The sequence below is a fragment of the Bradyrhizobium sediminis genome (assembly GCF_018736105.1).
GTDB lineage: Bacteria > Pseudomonadota > Alphaproteobacteria > Rhizobiales > Xanthobacteraceae > Bradyrhizobium.
On sequence record NZ_CP076135.1, the window covers coordinates 4,207,706 to 4,220,934 of the forward strand.

A 13,229-nucleotide genomic window follows, 5' to 3' on the forward strand; every position below is an offset into this window, starting at 1 on the left:
GGCGACACGCCCGAACAAAGGCCGCTGAAATGAAAACAGTTCTGTTCTGCGGCGGTCTCGGCACGCGCATTCGAGACGTCTCCGAAAGCATCCCGAAGCCAATGATTCCGATCGGGGACAAGCCGATCCTCTGGCACCTGATGCACTACTACAGCCAGTTCGGCCACAACGACTTCGTCCTGTGCCTTGGCTACAAGGCAAACGTCATCAAAGAATACTTCCTGAACTACAAGCCGCAGACCTACGCCGACTGCGTCGTCAAGGGCTTTGGCAATCAGGTCGAGATTCTGGGCGATCCGCAGCAGGACTGGCGCATCGCAATGATCGACACCGGCATCTGGCGCAATATCGGCGAGCGGCTGTGGGCGGTACGCGAACACGTCGCGGGTGAGGACATGTTCCTCGCCAACTACAGCGACGGACTTTCCAACGTCAATCTGACTGAAATGATCACGGCCTTCCGCGCGAGCGGGAAGATTGCGTGCTTTACCGCGGTGCGGCCGTCGTTCAGCCTGCATCTGGTCGACATGCGGCCCGACGGCAAGGTCGAGCGCATCCGCGCCAGCCAGGAGGCCAATCTCTGGATCAACGGCGGCTTCTTCGTCTTCCGCAAGCAAATATTCGACTACATGCGCGAGGGCGATGAACTCGTCGAGGCACCGTTCAGACGCCTGATTGAAGCCGACCAGCTCATGGCCTTCCAGCACGACGGCTTCTGGCGTCCGATGGATACGCTGAAAGACAAGCAGATACTCGAGGACCTCGTCGAGAAAGGCACGATGCCTTGGCTCCTCAATCCGGCCTCCCCCGCCGGCTCAGCCGGGACCGAAAGGAAGATTGGATGAAGCTCGTTGAGCTTGCAGGTTCGGGTGAGCGCCTGTCGGTTCTCTGCATCGGCGCGCATTCGGACGACATCGAAATCGGTGCCGGCGCAACGATCCTGGGCTGGATCGCGCGCGGCGTGCGTTTGGACGTGCACTGGGCGGTGCTGAGCGCCTGCGGCCCACGTGCCGACGAAGCGCGTGCATCCGCCGAAGCATTCCTTGCAGACGCCGCGCGGTCGGTCATCGAGCTGGCGGAGTTCAAGGACGGCTTCTTTCCGTATCAGGGAGCCGACATCAAGACCTGGTTCGAGGCGTTGAAACGACGCACATCGCCCGACGTGATCCTGTCCCACTCGCGCAATGATGCACACCAGGATCATCGTGAAGTATCGATGCTGACCTGGAACACGTTTCGCGACCACGCGATCCTCGAATACGAAATCCCGAAATGGGACGGCGATCTGAGCCAGCCAAACGTCTTCATCCCGGCCAGCAAGACGCTGATGGAGCGCAAGGCGAAGCTGCTCTTCGACCATTTCGGCACGCAGCGCTCAAAGGACTGGTTCGACGCGCAAACCTTCATGGGTCTGGCGCGGCTGCGCGGCGCGGAATGCCGGGCGCCGGACGGATTCGCGGAAGCCTTCCACGCAAGGAAGATGGTGGTGCACTGAACGGGGTGAACGGTCATGCGTGTAATGGTGACGGGCCATCTAGGGTATATCGGAACCGTAATGGTCCCGATGCTGCTGCGGTCGGGCCACGAAGTGGTCGGGCTCGACAGCAATCTCTATGAACGCTGCACATTTGGCGCCGGAGGCAGCATCGCGCCGGTGCCGCATATCCGCAAAGACGTCCGTGACGTCGCACACGAAGATCTCGAAGGGCTCGACGCCATCATTCATCTGGCCGCCCTCTCGAACGACCCGCTCGGAAACTTCCGTCCCTCACTCACCTACGAGATCAATCACCGCGGCAGCGTGCGCCTCGCCGTGCTTGCCAAAGAGGCGGGCGTCAAGCGATTCCTGCTGGCTTCCTCGTGCAGCAATTACGGGCGGGCCGGCGAGGCTATGCTCGATGAAACCGGGGCGCTGAACCCGGTTACAGCCTACGGTGAATCCAAAGTCCGGTCGGAGCGCGATATTTCCGCCCTCGCCGGCGACGACTTCTGCCCGACCTACATGCGTCCGGCGACCGCTTACGGCGTCTCGCCACGCATCCGTTTCGATATCGTGCTCAACAATTTGGTGGCCTGGGCTGTCACCAAGGGCCTCATCTATCTGAAGTCGGATGGGTCGCCCTGGCGGCCGATCGTCCACATTGAAGACATCTCGCGCGCCTTCATCGCGGCGCTGGAAGCCCCGGCGGGCATCGTCTTCAATCAGGCGTTCAATGTCGGCCAGACCGCGCATAATTACCGCATCCGCGATATCGCCGCCATCGTCGCCGATGTGGTTCCGCGCTGCCGACTCGAGATCGCTCCTGATGCGAGCCCCGACACGCGCTCCTATCGCGTCAACTTCGACAAGATCGCACGCGTGCTGCCCGCCTTCAAGCCACAATGGGATGCGCGCCGCGGTGCCGAGCAGCTCTATAACGCCTTTCGCCGATCGAAGCTGACGCTCGAGGAGTTCGAGGGGCCGCGTTACCAGCGCATTGGCCACATCCAGAAACTGATCGCCGACGGCATCCTCGCTGACGACCTGCGACATCGCCGGGCTGCCGAACCGGCAGCGGACCGGCCGCTTTCTGTCGTCAAGGGGTAAATCGGAGGCGGGCGATGATCTTCACCGAAACAAAGCTCAAGGGCGCCTTCATCATCGATCTCGACCGCAAGACGGACGAGCGGGGTTTCTTCGCGCGCGCCTTCTGCCAGAACGAATTCCGCGACCATGGATTGAAGTCCGTGATTGCGCAGGCCAACGTCGCCTCGAACGCAAAGAAAGGCACGCTACGCGGTATGCATTTCCAGTATCCACCGGCCGCCGAGAGCAAGCTGGTGCGATGCACGCGCGGCGCCATCCTCGACATCATCGTCGATCTGCGGCCCGAGAGCCCGACCTACCTCGGGCACATCTCCGTTGAGCTCAACGAGGACAATATGAGCGCGCTTTACGTGCCGGAGCGTTTCGCGCACGGCTACCAGGTGCTGCGCGACAGCACGGACACAAGTTACCAGGTGGGCGAGTTCTACACTCCGAGCGCCGAGAGCGGGCTCCGCTACGACGACCCATGGCTGAGGCTCAAATGGCCGCTACCGGTCTCGGTGATCTCATCGAAGGATCAGGCGTTCCGCCCGTTGTATGAAGTCGAAGACGAGGTGAAACGCAGGATGTCGCCCGCAATGGCGGCTGCGTGACGATTCCTGCAGATGAACCGCCCGGCGGATGCGTTGAGCGGCGGTGGGGAAGAACATGTGGATCATCGATACGGCATTGAAGGCTCGCGCCGATCAGCACAGGCCCATCCGCGTCGGCATCGTCGGCGCCGGTTTCATGTGCCAGGGCCTGACCAATCAGATCGTCAACAGCACACCCGGAATGCGGGTCGTCGCGATATCCAACCGGCGTCCCGAGAGGGCGGTCGCGGTGTTCAAGTACGCGGGACATGATGACATTGTCGTCGCCGAATCGCAGCTCAAATTTGATCATGCCGCCGCACGCGCGCGGCCGGTGGCAACCGGCGACCCGATGCTCCTCGCACGCTCCCCGCACATCGACGTACTCGTCGATGTTACCGGCTCGGTCGAATATGGCGCCCACGTCGTGCTCGAAGCCTTCGAGTATCGAAAGGACGTCGTGCTGATGAACGCCGAGCTCGATGCCACCATCGGCCCCATCCTTCAGACCTATGCCGACCAGCATGGTGCGATCCTCACCGGTTGTGAGGGCGACGAGCCGGGCGTGCAGATGAATCTTTATCGCTGGGTCAAGGGCCTTGGCCTCACGCCGCGCCTGATGGGGAACGTGAAAGGCCTGCAGGATCCTTATCGTAACCCGACCACGCAACAGGGCTTTGCCGAGCGTTGGGGACAGAACGCCGCGATGGTGACCAGCTTCGCCGATGGCTCCAAAATCAGCTTCGAGCAGAGCATCGTAGCCAACGCGACGGGATTCAAGGTGCGCTCGCGCGGCATGTCGCGCGGACTGCAATACACCGGCGACGTGCTCAAGATCGGCGAATTATACGACGTCGAGGAACTGCGCAAGCTCGGCGGCGCGATCGACTACGTGGTGGGGACGCCGCTGACCAAGGTCTATTGCCTGGCCGAGCATCCCGACCCCAAGCAGCAGCACTATCTAAGCCTGTACAAGATGGGACCGGGGCCGCTCTATTCGTTCTTCATCCCCTATCACTTGGTGCATTTTGAAGCGCCGAACGCGATTGCGCGCGCGGTACTGTTCCGCGATCCCACCACCAAGCCGCTGGGCGGCCCCGTGGTCGAAGTCTGCGCCGTCGCCAAGCGCGATCTCAAGGCCGGCGAGGTGCTCGACGACTACGGCATGTACATGACGTATGGAGAGGCAGTGAATGCCGATGAGATGAGCGCTGGCCGCTACTTGCCGGAAGGCCTGGTGCAGGGGTGCCGGTTGAAGCGCGGCATCGCCAAGGACGCCGTGATCACCTACGACGACGTTGGGTTGCCGGCCGGACGCCTGGCGGATCGGCTGCGGGCAGAGCAGTACCGCAAATTCCGTGGCGAGACGTGGCTCGAGGACCTGTTGGCTGCGCCGCAGCTCGCCGAACAGGCGCGACAAGCCACAGTCTCCGCAGATATCTGACGGAAGCATTGGCGCTGTCTTCCTTGTCGGATAAGAGGGGAAGACGTGGCACAGGATGTCGAGCGGGGCACTCCGGGCCCGACTCCAGCCGGATGTGGCTGGATCCGGAGCCCTGCGTTCGGCCGTCTACGGCACCCCATAGCGCGTGAAGTCATCTGGCCTGGATCGTCTTTGCCGCTGAGATATCGGTATCGCTGCCGGCCTTGTCGCCCTTCCTGAGCTTGGCGAGCCCACGTCCATAGAGCGCGCTCGCGAGCTTCGGGTCGATCCGCAATGCAGAATCGTAATCATCGATAGCCGCGTCGAGCTGACCCATCTCCAGGTGGATCAACCCACGCGAGTCATACGTCTCGGCTTTGTCCGGCCCCGACTGAAGCGCCCTATTGCAGTCCTCCAGCGCCGCCTGCAACTCGCCGAGGATAACGCGGGTCCAACAGCGTCCGCTCCATACGGCTTCCAGATCGGGCTCGAGGCGAATGGCCTCGTCATAGTCCCGCGCCGCACGGTCATACTCGTTCTTCTTCAGGTGGATTCCGGCACGGTTGGCAAAAGCTCTGCCATAGTCGGGATTGAGCCTGATCGCCTCATCGAGAGATTTGATCGCGAGGTCGTATTCGCCCTTCTTCACGTAAACTGCACCGCGATTGTTGAAGGGCTTGGCGTAGGCCGGATTGAGCTTGATCGATTGGTCGAAATCCTGGATAGCGCGGTCGTGGTCTCCCTTCGCGACATAGGCATTGCCACGATTGTTGTGGGCGATAGCCATGGCAGCCGTCGTGGCTTGCCCAGAATCGATGAGCGCCGCGCAAGCATTGATCCGGGATTCGAGTGAGGTGCGATCCGCGCCGTTGCACAGCGCAATATTCTCGATATTGCTGCTCTTCTTCGAGTTCTGCGCCACCGCCGGCGGCCCGAGCAGCAGCAAGAAGAGTATGGGCGCCATGCCGTGGATGATGCGTCCGCTTGCACTAAATTCCATATCAGGCTTCCGATTTTGGAATTAAGGAATATGCGGTCGTTGATATCTGGCGGTTGAGCGTTGCACGTCCGGATTTGTTTGACTGGCAAATTGCTCCTACCGGGACCAGCTTGCGTCTCGCAGACGCCCTAGCACCCTCGACAGATGTTCAAGTTTGACTTGGGATGGGGCTTTTGCTCGGGTTGCTGCGCCGCGGCGGGCGTCCCCGGCTTTTTCGTGAGCTTGCTCTTGCCCTCCTCAATAAGAGTAGAAAATTTGACCGTCCCATCGTCCTGAATTTCGACGTGTGGCGTAGTACCTCGAACCCCCACAGTCGCGACAGGGGTGTCGATCTTCATGTCACCAGTCGTCGCTATTTTTCCGGCAACAAAAGTAATCGTTCCCTTGGTCAGACTTAGCAAGGTCGAGTTCGACTTCCCGTTGGGGTCGTACACGAACTCGTCCAAAGCCATGCGAGCGCTATTCGACAGATTGAACGAGGAACCATCGGTGAAGTTAATGCCGACCCGGCCGTCAGCGCCGGTCGCGACCACGTCGCCCAGATAGACGAGATCACCAGCCTTGGCCTGACCGGCCTGACTGACGGTACTTGCCTGAATGACCCTGGCACTCGTGGGTTCAATTGTGACCGCACCCGTAGCGGCAACAATTCTCCCGATGGGTTTCAATGTGATGTCCCGCACGGCGGGCGCGGCGAACTCGCGTTGCGCCTGAGCAGGGAAAACGCCGGCTACCGCCAGAACGAGACTTGCCACCAATACGGCGATCGTATGTGTGCACATGATCCCCCCTTCTGAGAAGATCGCGTTCCGAGAAGATTGTGTCAGCATGGCTGCCCGTTTGGCTCTTCAAACCGCGGACTAGCCACAATATATATGATCACATAATTGCAGATGAATGGCTATGGCAAACTGACGACCTCCAGTTACGGACAAGAACGCAGCACAAATTGGGTACCTCAAAATCGCAAGTTGACTACACCATCCTTATTCGTGAGGCTGGCGCGCCACATTCGCATATTCAAGAGTTCGCCGATTTTGACAGGAAAATACCGCGCCTCGCGACGGGACGATGGCACGTCCTGCACGACCTCGACGTCACGCTGAATGCGTCGCCGTCCTGGCGCGGGCAAAGCTAGGCCAGGAAAACTGTGGCTCCACGCTAGACCTGAGTTACTCAGCAAGCGAGGTCGAAGCCAATGTTCGTTGCGTCCCGCCTCAAATCCAGAGCCGAAGGTGAGGCCCTTGTGGCCCTCCTTCCCCAAGTCATCGGCAATATCCAGACGGCGGTCGGCTGCGGCACCCTCAGGCGTGCGGGCGGCATTGCCGTTCAGGTCATGGCTGGCGATCCTGTTTGCCAGGGTGACGTGATCGAGACTGCGGCCGGCGGGCGGATCGGAATTCGCTTCGTCGACGGCACCGTGTTCAACCTGTCGAGCAGCACTCGCGTGGTGCTGAACGAATTCATTTGCGACTCCACCGGCACCTCGCATTCGGCACTGTTCGGGGTGACCAGAGGAGCCTTTGCCTTCATTGCCGGCCAGTTGGCAAAGACCGGTTGCCTCAAGGTCGACACCCCTTTTGGAAGCATTAGGGGCCGCGCCCATACCGGTGGGATCGGCATGCTGTCGCTCACGGCGCTGATCTTCTCAGCGATGAAGGAAGCCCGGGCCGCGGACCCGAACGTCACATTCCTGGATGACGACATCATAACATACAAGGATCTGGAGCACGGCACATTCGAGCTCGTAACCAAGGAGGCAATCCCGCGACACTTCTTCGTTGAGGATCCTGGAGCAACAATCGTCCTGCGCCCGCAGGGTTCCACAATCGGCGTGAACCAAGTCACAAACACCGCCACGCGAATGGCGGAATTGCAGGCAGCCCAGCAGGAAGCGCTCGCCACCTTCGCGAAAGGACCGGGGTCAACCGGGTCGAGCACACCCCCCTTCGTCAATCCGCTGCCGCTACAGCCAATCAATTTCATTCAGACGGACGGCTCCTCGCCGGCGCAAAATTCGCTCCCGCCGCTCCCTTGGATCTTCGCCTCGGTCCCTGAGATCATTTTCGGGCGTCTGCCGCCCCCGCCGCCGACACTGAATGCGGTGACGGGGCCCATCGAAATCGACACCGCGGCGTTTGACGTCTTCGCTGCGACGAGCGGCACTTTCGTGGCCAGCAGTCCCAACAGCGACACACTGATTTACGGCGTCAGCGGGGGGACCGCCGGCAGCACGGTGCTGGGTGGGGTGACATATGATGTATCGAATACCGGTCCCTACGGAACGCTTTACGTCAACAGTTCTACCGGCGCCTATATTTTCGTTCCGGACAGCGGCGCCATCAATGCGCTGGCGGCGCCCACGACCACGAGCTTCATTGTCACGGTGTCGGACGGCACGCTCTCGGCCGATCAGACCTTCACGATCGCCATCAACGGCACCAATGACGCGGCCATCATCTCCGGCACCGCGACTGGCTCGGCGATCGAGGCCGGCGGTGCCGCCAATGCCACGTCCGGCACGCCGACCGCAACCGGCACGCTCACCGACTTCGACGTCGACAATGCGCCCGACACCTTTACGGCGGTTAGCTCGCCCGCCGCGAGCGCCGGCGGCTACGGCACCTTCACGATGACGGCGGCTGGCGTGTGGACCTACACGCTCAACGAAGCCAACAGCGCGGTGCAGGCGCTCAATGCCGGCGACACGCTGACCGACTCCTTTACGGTGACCACCGTAGACGGCACCGCCCAAGTGGTGCTGATCACCATCAAGGGCAGCAACGATGCGGCCATCATTTCCGGCACCACGGCCGGCTCGGTGATCGAGGCCGGCGATGCCACATGCGGCACGACGACCGCGACTGGCACCCTCACTGACACCGACGTCGACAATACAGCCAACACCTTCGCGGCGGTCACATCGCCGAGAGCAAGCGCGGACGGCTACGGCACCTTCACGATGACGCCCGCTGGCGTCTGGACCTACACGCTCGATGACGCCAACTGCGCGGTGCAGGCGCTCAATATCGGCGACACGCTGACCGACTCCTTTACGGTGACCACCGTAGATGGCACCGCCCAAGTAGTGGCGATCACCATCAACGGCAGCAACGACGCGGCCATCATTTCCGGCACCACGACCGGCTCGGTGATCGAGGCCGGCGGCGCTACGTGCGGCAGCCCGACCGCGACCGGCACCCTCACTGACACCGACGTCGACAATACGCCCAATACCTTCACGGCGGTTACGTCGCCGAGGACGAGCGCCGGCGGCTACGGCACCTTCACGATGACGACAGCCGGCCTTTGGATCTACACGCTTGACGATGCCAACAGCGCGGTGCAGGCACTCGATGTCTGCGACACGCTGACCGACACCTTCACCGTCACGACCGTGGACGGCACCGCCCAGGTGGTAACGATCACCATCAATGGTAGCAGCGACGCTGACCCCAATGATTTCGACTCGTTGGCCACCGGGAAGGAGGTAATATCCGATCCGCCCTACGTCTATGGAACTCGCGGGGGTGAAACCATCGCGGGAGGCGGTAACGACGGCCAAATAATCTATGCGGGCGCCGGTCATGACACCATCAACGGCACCGGCAAAAGCGACCTTCTTTACGGAGGGTCCGGCAACGATACGATGAAGGGCAATGACGGGGATGACACGATCTATGGGGGATCGGGAAGCGATACAATCAACGGCAATAACGGGTGCGATATCATCGTCGGTGGATATGGGGCGGACAATCTCACGGGCAGCAATGGAGACGACCGTTTCGTTTATTTGTCCGTAGCGGATTCCAATGCGGCCCGGTTCGACACCATTTCCGATTTCAAATCAGGATCCGACAGGATCGACCTAACGGCGCTCGGTGGACTTGCCTTCGCTGTCTTGGCATTGACCTCGACGAGCACTTCCGTACCAGCCCACACCATCGCCTGGCTCTATGACAGTATGAGCAATCAAACCATCGTGTACGTCAATCCGACGGATCAAACGCTGAGCATCGGCAACTCCGCTCTGCTGGAAATCCATTTGCAGGGGATCGTTTCCGTTGAATTGTCGGATTTTGTCTTCGTGGCGCCGATGGCGTCGGCCGAGATAACAGGCGATCCGATCAATCTTGAACTGGCCGTGACGGCAGAAAACGACGGGGCTGTCGTCGCGATGACCAGCGCCGACATCCCGTCCGACTGGACCGTCAATGACGGCGCGCTCCTTGCCGACCAGAGCTGGTCGTTGCAAACAACCGACGTGAGCTACGGCTTCGATGCCGATCAAGACCCGGTTGGTTTGATCGGCCACGCCCGATTTACCGGCTTCGCCGAAGCCCGGGTGCACGCGGCCGAAGATGCCAGCGGTAACGCCACCATCACTCCGGCAAATGGACGATCAATCGTACTGGAGCACGTTCACGTTACAGCGACGACGGAGAATGACTTTGCGTTCGATCACGCGCCGTTGTTCGACATCGCCGGCCCGACGACGATCGCCGACGCAGCCGAGTTGCACCGCAACGCGCATGGCATGGCGTCGGATGGCAATGGCTGGATCGCGCAATTGCACCACACCTGGAATAGCCATTCCGGCACGCACTCCGTCGTCACGTCGAACAACGAAGGCCATACGAATTTCCAAGTCGACCATTTGAGCGACGACGGATTGATCCCGACAAATGGCCATGCGATTCATGCTACCAACACTCATGTCCATACGATCGATACCGGCTCAGATGTCCTGCATAGCCCGGCAGGCCTGGGAGCGTCGGGGAATCACGGGCTAACGCTTGCGAGTTCGATCGCGAATTCGGCGGTCGCGTGGGCCGGCGACCGCAATGACGATGCAAGCGGACACGGCGCAGCCGTCACGCATGGCAGCGGCGCGCCTGATTTCGGGGCACCCTCAACCGCCGATGTGGTGATCGGCGCGAGGGCTGCCGGCACGCTCGGTCTCGGGGACTCATTCCACTTCAATGACGGGATTTCCGGTTTGGACGGTTCAGCCCCCGTCGATCTTGCCGAGGTGGATCTTGCCGCAGCGTCGATCAACCATCGCGAGGACGCTGCAGAAACCGGCGGACACCATGCGGCTTCAGACGGAGCGCAAGCGATTGAGGCGCACTCAGCTGACCATTTCAATCTTTTTCCAGGACGGGCGGCGAGCGATGGCGCTACTCATGCGATGCACGATCTGATGGTGTGACGGAATTGCCCTGCGACTCATCTGCGGTTGGCCCGAAATCCCGCGCGTGACCATGTTTTCCCCTGCCCAAGTGACCCGCCAATCACCGGCAAAGCGCACGTGCCGCAGCGATTGCACCCTGCCCCAGCGAGATGCCGCCGTCGTTGGCGGGCAGAAGCCTGGGGCTCAGCACCCTCAGGCCACCCGCCTCGAGATTGGACGTTACAGCTTCGAGCAACAGACGGTTCTGGAAGACGCCTCCGCCCAGGACGACGGTGTCGGTGCCGCGATCGCCTGCAAGGCGCGCCGCCAGGGATGAGAGGGTCAGCGCGAGTCCCGCATGAAACCGCGCGGCGATGCGCGACGTCTCGACGCCCCGCGCCAGGTCGGCGAGCAGGTTGCGCCACATCGCCGTCCACGAAATCAGCTCGATTCGGCCATTGGCAATCTGGCCTACATATTCGCCGCCGGGTTCACGTTCTGCCGTCGCCGCCAGCGCCTCCAGCCCGATCGCTGCCTGACCTTCATAGGAGCAGGTCTCGGGCGCGATTCCGAGCACGGCCGCGACCGCGTCGAACAGCCGTCCTGCCGAGGAGGCCGGCGGCGCGTTTAGACCGCTGTCCATCATGGCCTGCAAAGTTGCAACCGGTCTTGCCGAGAGCTGCCGCGTGATGGCGAGATCGGAATATCGACTGCAAACATCATCCCAGCCGATGAATTGCGAGAGGTGCGCAAAAGCATTGCGCCAGGGCTCGCGCATGGCGCGCGCGCCGCCGAGCAGCGGCACCGGCATGAAGCTCGCCAGGCGCTGGGCCGAGACGTAGTCGGAAAGCATGATCTCGCCACCCCACAGCGTCCCGTCCTCGCCGAGCCCAAGGCCATCGAGGATGATCGCCAGCGCGGGCGGCGCATCGAGCGCGACGCGATGCTCGGCGAGACAACTCGCGACGTGGGCGTGATGGTGGGGAATGCGGACCGGCAAATCTCCGTCCTGCCGCGCACATGCCTCGCCCCATTGCGTCGAGAGATAATCCGGGTGGGCATCCACCGCGACGAGCGCCGGCGAAAAGCAATGTAATTCGCGGTAATGCGCCAGCACCCTGCGATAATCGGCATGCGTGGCCGCGTCCTCAAGGTCGCCGATATGCTGGGAGACGATCGCGCGGCCCTCGCGAACGAGGCAGATCGTCGATTTGAGTTCCGCACCCATCGCCATCACCGGCGGCGCATCGGCGAACCCGCTTCCGAGCTGAATGGGTTCGGGCGCATAGCCACGGGCGCGACGCAGCAATCGGGGTGCAGAGGACATTGACCGCACGACGGAATCGTCAAGACGGCTGACGATATCGCGGTCATTCAGGAGCCAGAGATCGGCGATGCCGGCGAGGCTCGCGAGTGCCTCGTCGTTGGCGATCACCTGCGGCTCGTCGCTGCGATTGCCGGAGGTGAGCACGATCGGCGCGCAGAGATCCGACATCAGCAAGTGATGCAACGGCGTGTAGGCGAGCATGAATCCGAGACTCGACTGGCCGGGCGCGATCGAGGGAGCGAGGTTGCCCGCACCATCGTGCGCATCGAGGATGAAAATCGGCGCAGCGGCACTCGCCAGCACGGCATGGTCGTGTTCCGCGATGCGGACATATTGCGAGACCATGTCGATGTCGCGCGCCATCAATGCGAAGGGCTTGGCATAGCGGCGCTTGCGGGCCCTCAGTCTTGCCACAGCATCCTCATTGGTGGCATCGCAGGCCAGGTGAAAACCGCCGATGCCCTTGACGGCGACGATGCGCCCGTCGCGAATGGCGGTAGCCGTCGTCCGGATGGCGTCGCCGGCCGATGGCAGTTCGTTGCCTTGCGCATCGGCAAGCCAGACGCGCGGACCGCAATCGGGACAGGCATTCGGCTGGGCGTGGAAGCGCCGGTCGGCCGGATTTTCGTACTCGGCCAGACAGGCGGAACACATGGCAAAGGCGGCCATCGACGTGGTGGCGCGATCGTAGGGAATTGCGCGGATGATCGAAAGCCGCGGACCGCAGTGCGTGCAGTTGGTGAAGGGATAGCGATAGCGCCGGCTGGCGGGATCGAATACTTCCGCAAGGCAATCGGGACAGGTTGCCGCATCGGGAACGACGCCGGTGCGGACCGGGCCTGTATTGCTCCCGACAATACGGAAATCGTTGCCTTCCGGGCCGCCCGGCAACGGCTGGCGCACGATATCGTCGATGCGCGCCAGCCGCGGCACGTCCCGGCGCAACGAGCGCGAGAAGCCGTCGAGCGCATCCGGCGGGCCCCACGCACGGATCAATACGCCCTCGCCGTCGTTCAGCACCTCGCCACGAAGCCCAAACGACGTCGCCAGCCGCCAGACCGCAGGGCGGAATCCGACACCCTGCACCAGACCGCGCACGCGGTAGCAGGCACCCGCTTGCGTCGTCGACACTGGTCGGGTTCGCGCC

9 protein-coding genes are annotated in these 13,229 nt (G+C 62.0%); 6 read left to right on the top strand and 3 right to left on the bottom strand.

The features are described 5' to 3' along the window. Positions 1-29 precede the first annotated feature (29 nt). From KMZ68_RS20165 to KMZ68_RS20185, 5 genes are read left to right on the top strand one after another with little or no spacing between them, the layout of a single operon-like run. Positions 30-845, top strand: coding sequence for a glucose-1-phosphate cytidylyltransferase (locus KMZ68_RS20165; protein ID WP_215616413.1), 816 nt, complete (start codon positions 30-32; stop codon positions 843-845). Beyond that, positions 842-1,495, top strand: a complete 654-nt coding sequence (locus tag KMZ68_RS20170; RefSeq protein WP_215612921.1) for a PIG-L deacetylase family protein — start codon at positions 842-844, stop codon at positions 1,493-1,495. The genes KMZ68_RS20165 and KMZ68_RS20170 overlap by 4 nt, the downstream gene beginning before the upstream one ends. 15 nt (positions 1,496-1,510) lie before the next feature. Continuing rightward, a complete protein-coding gene (locus KMZ68_RS20175; RefSeq protein ID WP_215612922.1) occupies positions 1,511-2,587 on the top strand; it encodes an NAD-dependent epimerase/dehydratase family protein in 1,077 nt (358 codons plus the stop codon). Positions 2,588-2,601: 14 nt separating this feature from the next. Further along, the gene (gene rfbC, locus KMZ68_RS20180; RefSeq protein WP_215612923.1) at positions 2,602-3,180 is read left to right on the top strand and encodes a dTDP-4-dehydrorhamnose 3,5-epimerase; all 579 of its coding nucleotides are present in this window, start codon (positions 2,602-2,604) and stop codon (positions 3,178-3,180) included. 55 nt (positions 3,181-3,235) lie between these two features. Beyond that, complete coding sequence (locus KMZ68_RS20185) at positions 3,236-4,603, top strand: NAD(P)H-dependent oxidoreductase (protein WP_215612924.1); 1,368 nt, start codon at positions 3,236-3,238, stop codon at positions 4,601-4,603. Between the two features lie 151 nt (positions 4,604-4,754). Here KMZ68_RS20185 and KMZ68_RS20190 read toward each other — a convergent pair whose 3' ends face one another. Together KMZ68_RS20190 and KMZ68_RS20195 are read right to left on the bottom strand one after the other, a co-directional pair. Beyond that, entirely contained in the window at positions 4,755-5,582 is an 828-nt protein-coding gene (locus tag KMZ68_RS20190; RefSeq protein ID WP_249779425.1) for a tetratricopeptide repeat protein, read from the bottom strand. A gap of 128 nt (positions 5,583-5,710) precedes the next feature. Beyond that, entirely contained in the window at positions 5,711-6,364 is a 654-nt protein-coding gene (locus KMZ68_RS20195; RefSeq protein WP_215612925.1) for a FecR family protein, read from the bottom strand. Positions 6,365-6,780: 416 nt separating this feature from the next. Here KMZ68_RS20195 and KMZ68_RS20200 point away from each other — a divergent pair, with 416 nt between their 5' ends. Beyond that, the gene (locus tag KMZ68_RS20200; RefSeq protein ID WP_215612926.1) at positions 6,781-10,794 is read left to right on the top strand and encodes a VCBS domain-containing protein; all 4,014 of its coding nucleotides are present in this window, start codon (positions 6,781-6,783) and stop codon (positions 10,792-10,794) included. Positions 10,795-10,876: 82 nt separating this feature from the next. Here the strand turns inward: KMZ68_RS20200 and hypF are convergent, their stop codons facing one another. Then, positions 10,877-13,213 carry a carbamoyltransferase HypF gene (hypF, locus tag KMZ68_RS20205; RefSeq protein WP_249779426.1) on the bottom strand — a complete coding sequence of 779 codons (2,337 nt, stop codon included), beginning with the start codon at positions 13,211-13,213 and terminating at the stop codon, positions 10,877-10,879. Positions 13,214-13,229: the final 16 nt, after the last annotated feature.